The sequence below is a fragment of the Saprospira sp. CCB-QB6 genome (assembly GCF_028464065.1).
In the GTDB taxonomy this organism is placed as follows: Bacteria; Bacteroidota; Bacteroidia; order Chitinophagales; family Saprospiraceae; genus Saprospira.
The window spans coordinates 719,001-737,149 of sequence record NZ_CP116808.1; the positions used below are offsets into that span (position 1 = coordinate 719,001).

General features: G+C 46.6%; 7 protein-coding genes. 4 read left to right on the forward strand and 3 right to left on the reverse strand.

All coding sequences use genetic code 11. The features are described from left to right. Positions 1-117: 117 nt before the first annotated feature. Entirely contained in the window at positions 118-9,234 is a 9,117-nt protein-coding gene (locus PPO43_RS02780; protein ID WP_272620274.1) for an Ig-like domain-containing protein, read from the reverse strand. 1,906 nt (positions 9,235-11,140) lie between these two features. Here PPO43_RS02780 and PPO43_RS02785 point away from each other — a divergent pair. The 3 genes from PPO43_RS02785 to PPO43_RS02795 all read left to right on the forward strand — a co-directional run bounded on the left by PPO43_RS02785 (position 11,141) and on the right by PPO43_RS02795 (position 13,461). After that, the gene (locus PPO43_RS02785; protein ID WP_272620275.1) at positions 11,141-12,223 is read left to right on the forward strand and encodes a ParB/RepB/Spo0J family partition protein; all 1,083 of its coding nucleotides are present in this window, start codon (positions 11,141-11,143) and stop codon (positions 12,221-12,223) included. Between the two features lie 106 nt (positions 12,224-12,329). Then, the gene (locus tag PPO43_RS02790; protein WP_272620276.1) at positions 12,330-12,824 is read left to right on the forward strand and encodes a DUF5683 domain-containing protein; all 495 of its coding nucleotides are present in this window, start codon (positions 12,330-12,332) and stop codon (positions 12,822-12,824) included. 10 nt (positions 12,825-12,834) lie between these two features. Then, entirely contained in the window at positions 12,835-13,461 is a 627-nt protein-coding gene (locus PPO43_RS02795) for a hypothetical protein (RefSeq protein ID WP_272620277.1), read from the forward strand. A gap of 60 nt (positions 13,462-13,521) precedes the next feature. Here the strand turns inward: PPO43_RS02795 and PPO43_RS02800 are convergent, their stop codons facing one another. Next, positions 13,522-14,592: a hypothetical protein gene (locus PPO43_RS02800; RefSeq protein WP_272620278.1), complete on the reverse strand. Its 1,071-nt coding sequence runs from the start codon at positions 14,590-14,592 to the stop codon at positions 13,522-13,524. Positions 14,593-14,784: 192 nt separating this feature from the next. Then, positions 14,785-15,762 (reverse strand): hypothetical protein, encoded by a 978-nt coding sequence (locus tag PPO43_RS02805; protein ID WP_272620279.1) that lies wholly within the window; start codon positions 15,760-15,762, stop codon positions 14,785-14,787. A gap of 150 nt (positions 15,763-15,912) precedes the next feature. On the opposite strand from PPO43_RS02805, the gene PPO43_RS02810 reads away from it, so the two are divergent. After that, positions 15,913-17,769 carry a DUF6798 domain-containing protein gene (locus tag PPO43_RS02810; protein ID WP_272620280.1) on the forward strand — a complete coding sequence of 619 codons (1,857 nt, stop codon included), beginning with the start codon at positions 15,913-15,915 and terminating at the stop codon, positions 17,767-17,769. The last annotated feature ends 380 nt before the right edge of the window (positions 17,770-18,149 follow it).

Sequence of the window (18,149 nt, forward strand, 5' to 3'; positions counted from 1 at the left end):
GGGCCGAGCAAAGCTGCGAGCCCCGAAAGGGCCCGGCCGCCAAAGGCGGCAGGCCCCAAAACAAAAAAGCCTGTCTGCAAATAGCAAACAGGCTTTTCTCAGTTATACAAAGCTAGCTTATGGTTTTTGTAGCTTTTGGCCCAAGAGCTGGCCCTTGGGTGTTTGTAATTGTAGGAAATAAAGTCCAGAAGGCCAATCAGCTGGAAGCTGAACTTGTGTATTCGAGAAACCTTCGGGAAGATTCAATCCACGATCAAGCAATAAGCGGCCCGCAAAATCAAAAATTTGCAAGCGGGCTTCAGGCACAGCCATTGGCAATTCCAACTCTAAATTTAGAATCTCTTGAAGCGGATTTGGATAAATCCGATACTGTCCTTCAGTCAACGCAATAGGATTTGTAGCTGTTGGCTGATTACTCACGTCAATTAGAATAGAGCCAGAAACCCCAGACATATCTTGAGCTGTAGCCACCACTAATACTTGACCATTTCCTCTAGCAGTAAGGACTCCAGATTGATCAATCGTGCCCACAGAAGTATTAGAAACGGACCAACTCACATTAGGGTTATCTGCATTGGCTGGAGAAACTACTGCAAACAGTTGCAAGGTCCCATTGGGCAAGTTAATTTCTGTGTTTCCACCTGCAGAAAGCACTTGAATTGAAGAGACCAGAATCTGGCCCTGTCCCCCTTGGTTACTAATCGTAATCTGTTTGCTACCCGATACGCCAGAGCCATCGGTAGCCGTTGCAGTTACCGTCACAACGCCGTTAGTAAGTGCTTGTAGCACACCCGTAGCGTTAATGCTTGCGATACTGCTATTTGATACCGACCAGTTTACATTTTGGTTATTGGCACTAGTGGGCAGCACCGTAGCAATCATTTGCAAACTCCCTGCATTGCTTGTAATATGGTCAATTCCCGACTGAGAATTCACCAAAATGCTTTGCACCATTACCGATTGGTTATTGATCACAATAACTGTAGAACCAAAGACATTTGATCCATCAGTAGCTGTGGCTGTTACAGTCACCAAACCATTACTTACTGCTGTCAATAAACCAGTATTAGGATCAATCGTCGCTATTGTAGGATCATTTACAGACCAAACTACGGTTGGGTTAGAGGCATTAGTAGGCGTTACCGTAGCAATCATTTGCAAATTGCCATTCAGTGTCGTGATCGAAGATTGGCCCCCTTGTCCCTGCACGCTAATTCCGCTAACATAGATAGGATCTACGGTTATCACAATACAATCAGAAACGCCAGAACCATCAGTAGCCGTTGCACAAACCTCTACCGTACCAGGATTACCTGCCATCAGCATCCCTGTACTTGGGTTAATCGTGGCTGAGCCCGTTTGGTTATTGACCGTCCAGCTAACTGAAGGATTTGAAGCATTAGTAGGCGTTACTGTAGCCAACATCTGTAGGCTAGCATTGGCAGGTACTGTAGTTGCTCCCCCTTGGCCTTGCACACTAATCGTACTGACCAAAATAGGATCTACTGTAATAATGATACAATCTGATATACCAGATCCATCATTGGCTGTAGCACAAACCTCTACTGTACCAGGACTACCAGCAGTAAGCACCCCTGTACTAGGGTTAATCGTAGCAGAGCCCGTTTGGTTATTCACCGACCAAGTCACGCTATTATCGGTTGCATTAGCAGGAGTAATTGTAGCCAACATTTGTAGGCTAGCGTTAGCGGGAACTGTAGTTGCTCCACCTTGGCCCTGTACGCTAATCGCACTGACCAAAACAGCATTGATCGTGATAATTGTACAACCCACAACTCCAGAACCATCATTGGCTGTAGCACAAACCTCTACCGTACCAGGACTACCAGCCATCAATTGCCCAGTATTCGCGTTAATTGTAGCAGAACCTGTCTGGTTATTCACCGACCAAGTCACAGTAGGATTAGTTGCATTAGCAGGAGTTACCGTAGCCTGCATCTGCAAACTAGCCCCTGAGTTGATACTAGCCGTTCCTCCTTGGCCCTGTACACTAATTGCTGTAACAGGAATAAAGACATTGCTAATCGTAATAATAATACAATCTGAAACGCCAGAACCATCCGTAGCCGTAGCACAAACCTCTACCGTGCCTGCAGAAGTAGGACTAAGCACCCCTGAGGCACTAATCGTTGCAGAGCCCGTCTGATTATTGACCGACCAAGTGACAGTAGGATTAGAGGCATTGGCAGGACTAACTGTAGCCAACATCTGTAAAGTAGAAGAGCTAGCCACTGTAGTTGCTCCACCTTGACCTTGTACCGTAATACTAGACACCAAAATAGGATCAATCGTAATGATGATACAATCTGATATACCAGAGCCATCCGTAGCCGTAGCACAAACTTCCACGGTACCAGGATTGCCCGCTGTTAAAACTCCTGTACTTGAGTTTACCGTCGCTGTTCCTGTTTGGTTATTCACCGACCAAGTCACACTATTATTAGAGGCATTCGCAGGAGCTACGGTAGCCAACATCTGCAAACTAGAAGAGGATTGAACAGTTGTTGCTCCCCCTTGACCCTGTACTGTAATACTAGACACTAAAATAGGATCAATCGTAATGATGATACAATCTGAAACTCCAGATCCATCATTGGCTGTAGCACAAACTTCCACGGTACCAGGATTGCCCGCTGTCAAAACTCCTGTACTTGAGTTTATCGTTGCTGTTCCTGTTTGGTTATTCACCGACCAAGTCACACTATTATTAGAGGCATTCGCAGGAGCTACTGTAGCTAACATCTGCAATGTAGAAGAGGATTGAACAGTTGTTGCTCCCCCTTGACCTTGTACCGTAATACTCGATACCAATACAATATTGGTAGTGACCGTAATAGTAGTACAATCTGAAACGCCAGAACCATCGGTAGCTGTAGCACAAACCTCCACAGTACCAGGGTTGCCCCCAGTCAGAACACCTGAGCTACTGATGGTCGCTGTTCCTGTTTGATTGCTTACAGTCCAAGTTACATTTGGATTAGAGGCATTCGCAGGACTAATAATCGCCTGCATTTGTAGAGTCGAAGAAGAAAGTACAGCCGTAGCTCCCCCTTGACCTTGTACCGTAATACCAAATACCAAAATGGGATCAATCGTGATTATTATACAATCCGATACACCAGAGCCATCATTAGCCACAGCACAAACTTCGACGGTACCAGGATTGCCCGCTGTCAAAACTCCTGTACTTGAGTTTATCGTCGCTGTGCCTGTCTGATTATTCACCGACCAAGTCACGCTATTATTAGAAGCATTGACAGGACTAACCGTCGCCAACATCTGTAATGTGGTAGAGGATTGAACAGTTGTCGCTCCGCCTTGACCTTGTACCGTAATACCAGATACCAAAATCGGATCAATTGTGATTGTAATACAATCCGATACGCCTGAGCCATCATTAGCTGTGGCACAAACTTGTACCGTCCCAGGATTACCTGCCGTCAAAACACCAGAACTGTTAATGGTTGCGGTTCCTGTTCCATTCGTTACACTCCAACTTACAGAAGGATTCGACGCATTAGCGGGACTAATCATCGTCAACATTTGTAAGCTTGCATTAGCCTGTACATTAGTAAGACCGCCTTGGCCTTGTACCGTAATACTAGACACTAAAATTGGGTCAATCGTGATTGTAATACAATCCGATACGCCTGAGCCATCATTAGCGGTGGCACAAACTTGTACCGTCCCAGGATTACCAGCTGTCAAAACACCAGAACTATTAATGGTTGCAGTTCCTGTTCCATTCGTTACACTCCAACTTACAGAAGGATTCGACGCATTAGCAGGACTAATCGTAGCCAACATTTGTAAGCTTGCATTAGCCTGTACATTAGTAACACCGCCCTGGCCTTGTACCGTAATACTAGACACTAAAATCGGATCAATCGTAATCGTTATACAATCCGATACGCCTGAGCCATCATTAGCTGTAGCACAAACTTCTACCGTTCCTGGATTACCAGCGGTCAAGACCCCTGTACTAGAGTTAATCGTCGCTGTTCCTGTTTGGTTATTCACAGCCCAACTCACAGATGGATTCGAGGCATTAGCGGGACTGACTGTCGCTAACATTTGTAAACTAGTCGAAGACTGCACAGTTGTCGCTCCGCCTTGGCCTTGCACCGTAATACTAGACACTAAAATCGGATCAATCGTAATAATAGTACAGCCTGACACTCCAGAACCATCCGTAGCCGTAGCACAGATCTCTACCGTTCCCTCTGTATTAGTAGTCAATAAGCCAGTAATAGGATCAATGCTAGCCGTCCCCGTTTGATTATTTACGGACCAACTTACTGTAGTATTTGTTGCATTAGCCGGATTTACTGTCGCCAGCATTTGTAAGGTATTTCCTAAGGTTACATTAGCTTGTCCAGCTTGCCCCTGTACGGTAATACTACTAACAGCTACCACTGCAGTTAAAATCGTAATTGTTGTACAACCCGATACCCCAGAACCATCAGTAGCTGTAGCACAAACCTCTACCGTTCCTGCTGTAGTTGCTGAAAGCAAACCTGTATTCGGATCAATTGTGGCCGTCCCCGTCTGATTCGTTACCGACCAAACTACTGTCTGATTAGAGGCATTAGCGGGACTGACTGTCGCTTCCATTTGCAAGCTAGATCCTGCCTGCACATTAGTCGCTCCACCTTGACCCTGTACACTAATACTACTCACAAAGATTGTCGTTGTTGTAATATTGATGACGGTACAACCCGATACCCCAGAACCATCAGTAGCCGTAGCACAAACCTCTACCGTTCCTGCTGTAGTTGCCGAAAGCAAGCCTGTATTCGAATCAATTGTAGCCGTTCCAGTTTGATTATTTACGGACCAAACTACCGTCTGATTAGAAGCATTAGTTGGACTTACTGTAGCCACCATCTGAAGATTAGCTCCTGCCTGAATAGTAGTTGCGCCTCCTTGGCCCTGCACACTAATGCTTGACACTAAGATTGGGTCAATCGTAATCATTACACAATCCGATGCCCCTGAGCCATCATTGGCCGTAGCACAAACTTGCACCGTACCTGGATTACCCCCTGTCAATACACCTGAACTATTGATAGTCGCTGTTCCCGTACCATTTGTTACCGTCCAAGTTACAGAAGGATTAGACGCATTGGTGGGACTGACCGTAGCCAACATCTGCAATGTAGAAGAGGATTGTACAATTGTCGCTCCGCCTTGGCCCTGCACGGTTATGCTTGACACCAATATAGGATCAATCGTAATCGTTACACAATCCGATACCCCTGAACCATCATTGGCCGTAGCACATACTTGTACCGTACCTGGATTACCCGCTGTTAAAACGCCAGAACTATTGATAGTCGCTGTTCCCGTACCATTCGTTACGGTCCAACTAACTGAGGGATCAGAAGCATTGGCAGGACTGACCGTAGCCAACATCTGCAATGTAGAAGAGGATTGTACAGTTGTCGCTCCCCCTTGACCCTGCACGGTTATGCTTGACACCAATATAGGATCAATCGTAATCGTTACACAATCCGATACTCCAGAACCATCATTAGCCGTAGCACATACTTGTACCGTACCTGGATTACCCGCTGTTAAAACGCCAGAACTATTGATCGTGGCTGTTCCCGTACCATTCGTTACGGTCCAACTAACTGAGGGATTAGAAGCATTGGCGGGACTAACAGTGGCCAACATCTGCAATGTAGAAGAGGATTGTACGCTCGTCGCTCCGCCTTGGCCCTGCACGCTTATGCTGGACACCAAAATGGGATCAATCGTAATCGTTACACAATCCGATACCCCTGAGCCATCATTAGCCGTAGCACATACTTGTACGGTTCCTGGGTTGCCTCCCGTCAATACACCTGAGCTATTGATCGTTGCGCTTCCCGTTCCATTTACGACAGACCAGCTGACTGTATTATTTGTCGCATTGGCTGGACTAACGGTGGCCAACATCTGCAATGTAGCAGAAGCTTGCACCGCTGTCGCTCCCCCTTGGCCCTGCACACTAATGCTAGACACCAAAATAGGATCAATCGTAATCGTTACACAATCCGATACCCCAGAACCATCATTGGCCGTAGCACAAACTTGCACCGTGCCAGGGTTGCCCCCTGTCAATACACCTGAACTATTAATGGTCGCTGTTCCCGTACCATTTGTTACCGTCCAACTTACAGAGGGATTAGAAGCATTGGCGGGACTAACCGTGGCCAACATCTGTAAGCTAGCAGAAGCTTGCACGCTTGTCGCTCCGCCTTGGCCCTGCACACTAATGCTAGACACCAATATAGGATCAATCGTAATAGTCACGCAATCCGATACCCCAGAACCATCATTGGCCGTAGCACAAACTTGTACCGTTCCAGGATTACCCCCAGTCAATACTCCTGAACTATTGATGGTTGCTGTTCCCGTTCCATTTGTTACGGTCCAACTTACAGAAGGATTAGAAGCATTGGCGGGACTAACCGTGGCCAACATCTGCAAACTAGCAGATGACTGCACAGCTGTTGCACCTCCTTGGCCCTGCACCGTTATGCTGGACACCAAAATGGGATCAATCGTAATCGTTACACAATCCGACACTCCTGAGCCATCATTGGCCGTGGCACAAACTTGCACCGTGCCAGGACTACCCGCAGTCAATACACCAGAACCGTTAATCGTCGCACTTCCCGTTCCATTTGTTACGGTCCAACTGACCGATGGATTAGAAGCCGTCGCAGGACTGACCGTGGCCAACATCTGCAATGTAGCAGATGACTGCACCGCTGTCGCCCCCCCTTGGCCCTGCACCGTTATGCTTGACACCAAAATAGGATTGATCGTAATCGTCACACAGTCAGACACCCCTGAGCCATCATTGGCCGTAGCACATACTTGTACCGTTCCAGGGCTTCCCCCAGTCAATACACCAGAACTATTGATCGTCGCTGAGCCTGTGCCATTAACTACGGACCAGCTAACTGTATTATTTGTCGCATTGGCAGGACTAACCGTAGCCAACATCTGCAAGGTTGAGGAGGACTGTACTGTACCGACTCCCCCTTGGCCCTGCACAATAATGCTAGACACCAATATAGGATCTACAGTAATCGTTACACAATCCGATACCCCTGAGCCATCATTGGCCATAGCACATACTTGCACCGTACCTGGGTTGCCCCCTGTCAATACACCTGAGCTGTTAATCGTTGCTGTTCCCGTCCCATTGACTACGGACCAACTGACCGTATTATTGGTCGCATTAGCTGGACTAACTGTAGCCAACATCTGCAAGCTAGAAGAAGATTGTACAACTGTCGCTCCAGCTTGGCCCTGCACACTAATGCTAGACACCAATATAGGATCAATCGTAATCGTCACACAATCCGATACCCCAGAACCATCATTGGCCGTAGCACATACTTGCACCGTACCAGGATTCCCCCCAGACAATACACCTGAACTATTGATGGTCGCCGTTCCTGTGCCATTCGTTACAGTCCAACTAACCGATGGATTAGAAGCCGTAGCAGGACTGACCGTGGCCAACATCTGCAAGCTAGCTGAAGCCTGCACGCTCGTCGCCCCAGCCTGCCCCTGCACACTAATGCTAGACACCAAAATAGGGTCAATCGTAATCGTTACACAATCCGATACCCCTGAACCATCATTGGCCGTGGCACAAACCTGCACCGTTCCAGGATTCCCCCCAGTTAATAGCCCAGAACTATTGATCGTCGCCGTTCCTGTTCCATTTACTACAGACCAACTAACCGATGGATTAGAAGCATTGGCTGGACTAACCGTGGCCAACATCTGTAAACTAGCAGAAGCTTGCACATTTGTCTGCCCACTCTGCCCTTGCACCGTAATACTAGATACTAAAATAGGATCTACCGTAATTACAGTACATCCCACTACACCCGAACCATCATTGGCCGTGGCACAAACTTCTACCGTTCCTGGGCTCCCTGCCGAAAGCAAACCCGTACTCGGATTTATTGTTGCTGAACCCGTCTGATTATTTACGGACCAGCTTACACCTGTATTGCTGGCATTAGTAGGACTGACTGTGGCCACCATCTGCAAGCTAGCAGCAGCCTGCACGCTTGTTGCTCCCCCTTGGCCCTGCACCGAAATGCTAGATACCATCAAAGGATCTACCGTAATATTGGCCGTGGCCGAATTACCAGAACCATCATTGGCCGTAGCCGTTACTTGCACCGTACCAGGATTCCCCCCAGTCAATACTCCCGAAGCGTTTATCGTGGCCGTTCCCGTCCCATTGATGACGCCCCAACTTACTGTGGTATCCGTCGCATCTGTGGGTAAAACATAAGTAGTCATTTGTAGGGTTTGGGTAGACACCACAGCGCTCGCTCCGCCTTGGCCCCCAATCTGAATACTACTCACAGGCTTAAACTGCCCAGAAATGACAATATCCTTAAATCCCGATACCCCAGAACCATCATTGGCCGTAGCAAAAACTCGTACTGTACCATTGGTCACAGCCTGTAAAAGCCCCGTACTTGAGTTAATTGTTGCTATAGCGTTATTGTTGGTCGTCCAAGTTTTTGAAGTATCCGTGGCATTGGTAGGCGTGGTTGCCGCAAACATCTGAAGGCTGCCACTAGGCGTACTAATCGTATTTTGCCCGCCTTGTCCATAAACCACAATCTGATTGACCAAAACCTGCCCCGTTGCCCCAGCAATAATTGCCGTATTTGGGCTTTGCTCCCAACCAAAATCCTTAATGGTTACCGTATTGGCCGTAGTCGGTACATCTACTCGTACCCAGCCATAATGCGTGGTCCCCGAATTCCGTACAAACCGAAAGCCCACATAAACATCACTAACTGGTGGGGCCGCCCAAGGATAAAGTGCCTGAATACAAGCCGAACAGAAAAAAGTAGAACCCGCAGTATAGGTCCCAGAACTCGGCCCAATCGAAGCACCAGCCGCCAATTTCTGAATGTTCGGCCCCGATAATTGCAGGGTCGCCGTCTGACTAACCCCCGCATTTAAAGCAGGCCGCGTAAAGGTAATAAATGTACTCCCACTCAAATTGACCGAGATGTTGATCTCATTGTCTCCATCCGATGTCAAATCAAAAGTCGCCGATTGCCCCACCGTCAAGGTCTGATCCGGAACATCCACATAGGCGATCTGCGCTTTTAGCCCCCAACTCAGGGACCATAGCAGGAAAAGTGTTAAAATGTATGCTATTTTTCTATGCATGCTGTAAGTAAATTAGGGGGCAGTTAATAATTGTTGTTAAGTAGTGCCGCTCTAAGCGCTTATATTAAAGAACGTGAAAAATCCTGAGATTGCATTTTTCCTATCCAGTCTTTTTATTCCAATAAAACCCCTAGCGATCTTAACAAAAGTCTAATAAATAATAGGGTATAAAACTAATCTCTACTCAATTTAAATATTCCTTAATATTTACATCCCCCTATATACCTAGACCTTTATCCTCCCCTGCAGGCCGTTTTTATGCCTCTCTAATGATTCTTCTGCTGCTGTTTTGGGGCCTCCGCCTCGCTTCACTCGTCGGCGCTACGTTCCGCAGCTCGCTATTCGCTCGGCCCTGCGCGGGCTGAGGCCCGCTTGGTCTGGCCTGACGGCCACTGCTGCACATCGCTAGGCCGATACTGTAGGTTGAAACCTACAGCAAGGGTGGTATTGCTTCGCAATGTTTTTATGGAATGAGGGTTTTAACCCTCATTGATTTAAATCTTTTGGCCTTAGAACTGGCTGTTTTTATCTAGTTATAGGCTGAAGGTTTTAACCTTCGGCCCATTTTGTAGGTCCAGCATGGCCTCCCTTTTTGCTGTGGGTTTTAACCCACAGGACTATAGGATAGAAATTTTGCACCAAAGGACCAATACAGAAAATTCAGTCTAGACCTAGTTAATCAATAGAGCTAAACAAAAAGCCTCCTCGAAGGAGGGCGCGACTACTTGGTCTGGCCTGACGGCCACTGCTGCACATCGCTAGGCCTGCGGCCCTTCGGGCCTGCTACATGGGCCTGTAGGTTGAAACCTACAGCCAGACAACAAAAAATATCCTAGATCCATAGCGTGGAGGGTTAAAACCCTCCACAGCTTTTAACGGCCCTCAGAATTGCTGCATTTATGATTTAGGCAGCCTAGAAGATGTTTGTTTATGCAGGGTTTTAACCCTGCATACTATGTTAAAATGTATTCGTTAATTGGCTGTAGGTTTCAACCTACAGCTATGGCCCTGCAGCCTTTAGGCTGCAGGATTCTTGGCCCCAAAATACAAGGGGTTTCTATATTTTGTTTTTAAGCCAAGCTAGCTAAACTGCCGTAGGGTTGGTCCAGAAAAAAAGATAGGGCCTTAGACAGCTCCCCCTAGCTAAATGTATTGATGCAGACGCCTTGGGGGAATCCCCCTAGCTAAATGTATCAATGCAGATGCCTTGGGGGAATCCCCCTAGCTAAATGTATCGATGCAGACGCCTTGGGGGAATCCCCCTAGCTAAATGTATCGATGCAGACGCCTTGGGGGAATCCCCCTAGCTAAATGTATCGATGCAGACGCCTTGGGGGAATCCCCCTAGCTAAATGTACTGATGCAGATGCCTTGGGGGAATCCCCCTAGCTAAATGTATCGATGCAGACGCCTTGGGGGAATTCCCCTAACTAAATGTAAGAATGCAGACGACTGTGGCGCAACGCCACAGCTAAATGTAAGAATACAGATGACTCTAGGGGGGGTCCAGTAGATAGGCGGCTGAAAACAGGCGTTTAAAGCAGGGCGAAAAGATGAGCGGCCTAGCGATGTGCAGCAGTGCGGCGCAGCCGCAGACCAAGGCCGTCAGGCCGCAGGGCCGAGCGAATAGCGAGCTGCGGAACGTAGCGCCGACGAGCGAAGCGAGGCGGAGGCCCCAAAACAGCAGCGAGCTGCGACAACAAGGACTTTAGTCCGCAGTTCGACGACCAACGGGAGTAAACGTAGCGCCGCAAGGCGAAGCCGCAGCGACAACAAGGACTTTAGTCCGCAGTTCGATGACTGAAAGGAGTAACGCCCCTAAAAAAAAGGGAAGAGATAGTTTTTAGGCAACTTCTGTAAAAAAAGCGTATTTTTGGGGCTTCAACTAGACGATTTATAAAGTACCATGGCAAAAAAGCTAAATAGAGGACAAGGGGTTGGGGCCCTTTTTTCGAAAATCAATCCCAATATTGAGGTGAATAAAGAGGAATTGGTTCGGGAATTATCGAACACGGTGGCGGATATTCCCTTAGATCAGATCAGTTTCAATCCGGACAATCCTCGTTTAGAGTTTGATGAGGAGGCCTTATTGCAGTTATCGGAATCGATTAAGAAGCATGGGCTCATTCAGCCGATAACGGTAAGGCATTTGGGGGAGAATCAGTTTCAGCTCATTTCTGGAGAGCGTCGATTACGGGCCTCTAAGCTGGCGGCTTTGGGGCAGGTGCCGGCCTACATTCGGGTGGCCAATGATGAGGCCATGTTAGAATTGGCTTTGATTGAGAACATTCAGCGGCAGGACTTGAATGCGATAGAGATTGCGAGTACCTATCAGCGGATGATGGATGAGTTGAAATTGACGGAAGAGCAATTATCTAAGCGGGTCAATAAGAAGCGGAGCACGGTGAGTAATTATGTGCGTTTGCTTCGTTTGCCGGGTCAGATTCAGAATGCTATTAAGGCGCGGCAGATATCTATGGGGCATGCGCGGGCCTTGGCGGGTTTGAATGAAGAGCAATTGCAGAGCATTTTGTTTGAGGCCTGCATGGAAGATAAGTTATCAGTGCGCAAGGTAGAGCAATACAGCAAGCTTTTGCAAAAGGGCAATTCATTGGACAAAGCCATAATGGGTTTGAAATCGGGTATGATTGCTTTGGGGCATTTGGCGGAGCTCAGTCGGTTGGAGAAATTGGACGAGCAACTTTATTTGTATAAAGAAATCATTCGTTCCAACTGGTCGGTAGAAGAGACACGTCTTTGGCTCAACAAGCAATTGGCGAAAAAGGAGCAGGAAGAGGAAGGGCCCAAGGAGGAGAAGAAAAAAACCTTATCGCCTGCTTATCAGAATTTGCAAGATCGGTTAAAATCTCAGTTGGGGGCCAAGGTGCAGCTCAAGGCCAATGAAAAGGGCAAGGGGCAGATCATTATCAACTTTATGGATCCCGATGATTTGGAGCGCATTTTAGAGCAACTCAACTATGAAGCTTAATTTTTTATTTGCTTTTTTACTGCTATTGTCCTGTCCTCTTTGGGGGCAGGACAGTTTGCGTTTGGTGCCTGAGGATGGGCCCAGAGCAAAGGCAAAAACTAGACAATTGGACCCACAGAAAGCTTGGCGTTGGGCTTTGATTCCGGGAGGCGGACAAATTTATAACCGTCGTTATTGGAAATTGCCGATTGTCTATGGGGGCATAGGGACCTTAGTGTATCTATCTATAGACAACCGCCAAAAATATCAGTGCTATCGACAGTCTTATTTGGCTGTGGTTGACAATGATCCGAATACTGTAAATACTTGTGATCCGAGTTTGACCGATGCCCAATTAAAAATTTTGCGTGATGCTTACCGGCAGCAGTATGAGTATTCTGTAGCCGGGCTGATTGGATTTTACGGGCTAACGATTTTAGATGCTTTTGTAGACGCTCATCTGAGTAGTTTTGATGTAAGCGACGATCTTAGTTTGCAGTGGAATATTGGCGCGCGGCCGCATTACAATGCTTTTTCGGGCCAGTTGGGGTATAGTCCACAACTACAGCTTCAATTGCGTCCTAAGGGAAATAAAAAACTGCGGCCAATTCCTCATTTCTGATTGGTCTTTTATGCACAGGCAGCTCATTTTTCTATTATTTTACTGCAGTTTATCGCCCCTATCGGCTCAAAGTTGGGGTTGGAGCAGTTATTTGGACCTCAATATTTATCAAAACTATCGGCAGGCGCAGTTACTTGGACAAAAGGGCGCTTCGGCGGGGCAATGGCTTAATTTATTGCCGGGTTTAGGTTTGGGGCTACATCGGCAAGCTAGTAATGGGCAAAGTTATCAGCTTTTGGTAGCGGCAGAGTATCAGCCTTTTGCGATGAACAGCCAGAACTATGGGGGGTTGGGCAGTCTATCTTTTCCTATTATTTTTCGGGCACAGCAACGATTCAGCAAGAAAGATGCTGCTGTTGCGGGTTTTATGAGTTTGGGAGCGGGTTTGCAGTGGAGTCGGATACATCTTTATGATCGGCCTGAAAATCTGCGGCAGATTCCCAATCCCTATTTTTATAGTTGGGTTATTGAGTTGGCATTTGGTTTAGAGCAATTGGTCCAATTTGAAGAGAAACAAAAGCGGCGTTTTGCCTTCTTCTTTCGCTTTGGCAGTTCTGAACTGGGGGCCGAAACCCTGAATTTTGGATTGCGCTTGGGTTTTGACAAGCCTTTTTCGGCTCCGCTTTATCGGTTTTAAGGACAAAAAAAGGGAGCAGCTTTCGCTGCTCCCCTCTCACATTCCAATTAAAAAAGTAGCTTATTTGCCTTTGCCCATATTTTTGGCTTGTTCCATAGCAATTTCGCGCATCGCTTTGAACGAATCGGCAGAAGAAGAATTTTCTAATGCTTTGACGGCCAATTGTTGAGCTTGACGTTGTGTATCTTCTAGTTGTGCATAGAGCTTATGGATTTGGTCCTTTTGTTTATCCAAAGTACTATTTAGATCATCAATAATATGTTGAAGAGCGCTGAGTTCGCCTTCTTGCTCAGTTTTGAGCATTTTCATTTTGACCTTATGATCTCTTTCGACGATGCCTTTGGCTTCGGCTTCTACTTTTTTGACCTCTTTGCGGAGTTTTTCTTCTAGTTCTTCAAAGTCGGCCTTGTATTTTGCCTGTTCTTCCTCCTGATCTTTGACTGTTTTTTCCTCTACTTTCCAGGCGTCTTCTTTCTGTTCCTGAATCGTTTGCAATTCGAGTTCGAGTTGATTACATTTTTGCTTGTAATTATCGTCTTCTATTTTGCGTTCCTGCTTCAGTTGGTAATCGTATTGTTCTTTATCGCGGCTGCGTTCTTGTTCGGCTTCCCGTTGCATTTCGGCAATTTCTTCCGATTTGATTTCCTGTTCTTTATCCCAGTTTTTTTGCTGTTCTTCCAGCTGTTCTTTGTAGGCTTTTTCTTTGGCCTCAAATTCTTCTTCAAACTGCTTTTGGCTATCGAGATATTCCTCAATAATTTTGAGCATGCTATCGGCATCTACCTCAATATCATAGAGTTTTTGAATCTCTTGGCCTTCTTCTTCCAATTTCTTTTGGAGATTTTGGAGTTTTTCGGCTTCTACGGCTTGCAAGGCAGAATTATCGCTAAAAGCGGGGGCAATGCCTTGTTCTACAGCTTTCAGAGTAGCAATAATGCCTTCCAAATTTTTGAGTTCCGCCGTTTTGTAGACCACTTTCTCTTGGATAACCGTTTTGGTGCTGCTTGTTGTAGTTGGAGCAACTGCGTTTTCTTTGCTCTTGAGTTGTTTTTCCAAATCTTTGACCTTAGCCAAAGCCTCTTTATAGGCATTCATGATTTGGTTTTTGGTATTGCGCATGGATACAGCCATGATATATATATTTTAGAGTTGAAGACAAAAAGAAGATATAAGCGATAAAAGAAGAGATTTTAACTCCCCTCAGCCCTCAAACGAAGCAGAATCATCTGGCTAATGGAGCAAAATAGCGGCTTGCGCTGCACTCCCTTGAGGTTTGGGACTTTGGGGCGTTAAAAAATCCCTCTACATTTTTGGCCTAGATACTTAGGAAGCCTGTTTATTTTCTAGTGCTTTAATAGAAAGGGCTTGCATTTGAGCCACAGATTCCTTGAGTTCGGCCTTGAGTTTTTCAATTTCGGACTTTTGGTTTTCCAATCGATTCGATAGGCTTTCAATTTGGAGCTCGGCAATTTTGCGCTTGCTTTCCATTTCCTTTTCATAAAGTTCTTGAGCCTCTTTGGCATCTCGGTTGGCCTCTTTAAAGGCTTTATCCTTAGCCTTTTTGACCTCTTCTTCTAGTTCGGTTTCAAAACCATCCACTTTTTCTTTGTGCTCCTTAAATTCCTCGGCTTTTTCTTCCAACCATTTAAGGCGCTGATCCCAATCTTTTTGTTTTTCTCTTTCTTCTTCATCTAGTTTGCGCAAAAGCTGCGTTTTTCGCATTTCGAAAGCATCTTTTTCACGCAAATAGCGGCGTTCAAGCTGATAGCGATATTCTTCCAGTTCTTGCTCACGCATTTTTTCCAATTGTGCCTTATTTTCGGCCTGTTCTTCTTGGAAATCGGCAATTTCTTGCTCCCAATCAGCTCTTTGCTCTTGCATTTCTGCCTGCAAAGTTTCTAGCGCCTCTTTATGCTCTTCTTCCAATTCTTCGGCTCTTTGCTTTTGCTCTTGCTGAAGGATGAAAAGTGCATTGGCGGCAATTTTTGTTTGATAGCGAGCTTCTAGGTTTTTTTCTTGTACCTTGAGGGCCGTCCGCATTTTTTCGAGTTGATCCACTTCGGCCAATACTCGCTCGCGAAGATTTTCGGTGGTACTCGCTACCTCCCATTGTAGGTCTGCAATTTTTTTGATGATCCCTTGAGGGCTGAGGCCTTCAGTTTCTTCCAAAAGGGCGGCTTCTCTTTCCAAGCGAGCCGATTCTTCTTTAGTCAGAATCGCTTTTTGTTGGATTTCATACTGGGCCAATAACTGCTTAAAGGCCTTTTGGACTTCTTCTTTGGACTTCAAAGATTTGCTCATGCGTAATGTTTTGTAGAAGGATTATGAATGTGAACTAGATTGCAATCTCTGTTTGATTAAATACACTCTCTTTTACGCAGCTGAATCCATTTGGTTACAGAATTGACGCAAAAAAATTAAATTTTCTCAAAATTTAACCAAAACAATTAAATGCTTGCCGCTAAATGGGCTAACCCTCAGCTATTTATCGCCTTCATGGCCCTTACTACTACTATTTGGGGCTATCAATTTGGACTTTGGGACCATCAAGAGCACCTTAGTTTGCTCTTCCGTCAGCTAAATTCAGACTTCTTACCCTCCGATGCCTTTATCAATGCCAATGATTCTGGCTTCAACCCCAGAATTTACAGCAATTATTTCACTATTTTGTTTATAAAGGTTTTTGGTTTGCCCCTAGCCTTTTTTTTGCTCTGTTTTCTGACCAATTGGGCCATTGCTTGGGCAGCGCATCGCATGGGAGAATTGCTGTTTAAGAATGAACTTTCGGCCAATTTAGCGGCGCTTTTTTGCCTGTCTATTCCCACCCTAAGCCTAGGCTCCGTAGCCGAAATCCATGCGGTTTATCTCACGCCCAATAGTATGGCTTTTGCCCTGGTTTTGCTGGCCCTCCCACAGCTCTGGCAACAAAAATTTGTGCAAGCTGGGGCCTTTCTTGCCCTCGCCACCCTAATTCACCCTTTGGTGGGTCCAGAATCTACACTTTTGCTAGGCGGACTCTATGCCCTTAGCCTTCCTTTTCGCCCCCACTTTACCGCCAAGCAATGGAAAGCTTTAGCCTTAGGAGCTGGACTTTTTGGCTTGGCTGCCGCTCTCAGCCTTGGTCCCTATTTTCTTTCGGCCCAAGAGAATATTAGCGTAGAGGAGTTCTATAATATATATGTACACTTTAGAGCTCCTCACCATATTCTCCCTAGCCACTTTTTGGTCCGTGATGAACCCAAAAATGCCTATTATCTAATTGCCTACCTAGCCATTCTATATCTGCCCAAAGGCGTACTGCAGCTCCAAAAAATTGATCGCTTTTTTATTCTGGGCCTTATTCTTAGCCTTTTGGGCCTAGCCTATATCGGCTATTATTTTGTAGAAATCCAGCCCAGCAAATTAATGGCCACCGCCCAAGTTTATCGCATTCTCTATCTCGGCAAATTTTTCTTTCTTTTGGGCTTGGCTGGCGCCATTGGCCAAATTCGACAAGGCAAGCAACTCGACCAATTTTATGTTTGGGCCTTTTTACTCAATAGCTTTTGCTGGACCAATGGGCTCCGCATTGCCCTACTTTTTATCCTCACTCGCCTGCGTAACCGCTTTTTCCCCAATTGGCGCTGGTCCCTTGCCCTAGAACTCCCCCTTCTATTCGCCCTAACCGTCTACGGACTTTGGCAAACTTATCTCTCCTTAGATTTTTCTCCCGAAGCCTATCTATGGATCGCCTTTTTGCTTTTTGGGCCTGTTATGTACAGCATATATCCGCAAAAAAAATGGCCAACTTACTTGTCAGGACTTGCCAGCTTTGCTTTCATTATTTTTTGGTCCCAAACAGCCAGAACTCCAGGCATGTCGCCGCTTGAACGAGATATGAGTCGCCTCTATAGCTTATCTGACCAAGCTTATTATCAGCCTGAACTCTATGAAGTAGCCCAATACATAAAGGAGGCAACCCCCAAAGATGCCCGCCTATTAAGCCCCCCCATGCAGCCCGAATTGCGCTATTTGGCCCAGCGCGCTTTGGTGGTCGATTTTAAGGCCTTTCCCTTTAGCGGTACAGCTATGAAAGCCTGGCAAGAGCGTATTTTTGATGTCTATGGCTGGACCGATCAACAGAGTTTTGCTGCCGTAGATTATGCCTTTGTCCCTCACTGGAAACAACGGCCCGATAGCCTGCTTTTGGTCCTTGGACAAAAATATCAGGCCCAATATGCGTTGCTGTATGCCGAAACAAAAACAAAACTCCCCCTTCTCTTTAAAAATGAGGCCTTTCAGTTGGTGCTTTTAAAAGAAGAAGATTAGGGGCTGCCCCGCCCTACGGGCGGGTCGGGCCATTGCGCAGCTCGCAGGTCTGCTCGGCCCTGCAGCGCTTTCAGCGCTTTGGTCTGCCGCCTTCGGCGGCCCTGCTCCAGCCCCTCAGCCTTGCTGTGGGCTTAGCCCACAGCCAAATGGTATTGCTTCGCAATGATTTTACTCAGGAGGATTAAAACCCTCCTGAATTTAAGGGCCGAAGACAAAAAGCCCAAAGAAAAAAAGATCGTTGAGCGGCCCAGCGCTGCGCAGCCGTGGCCGCAGGCCAGACCAAAGCCCGCAGGGCTGCAGGGCCGAGCAAACCTGCGAGCGGCGAAGCATAGCGGCGGCCAGCTTGCTGGCCGCGGGCCCCAAAATAAAGACTAAACAAG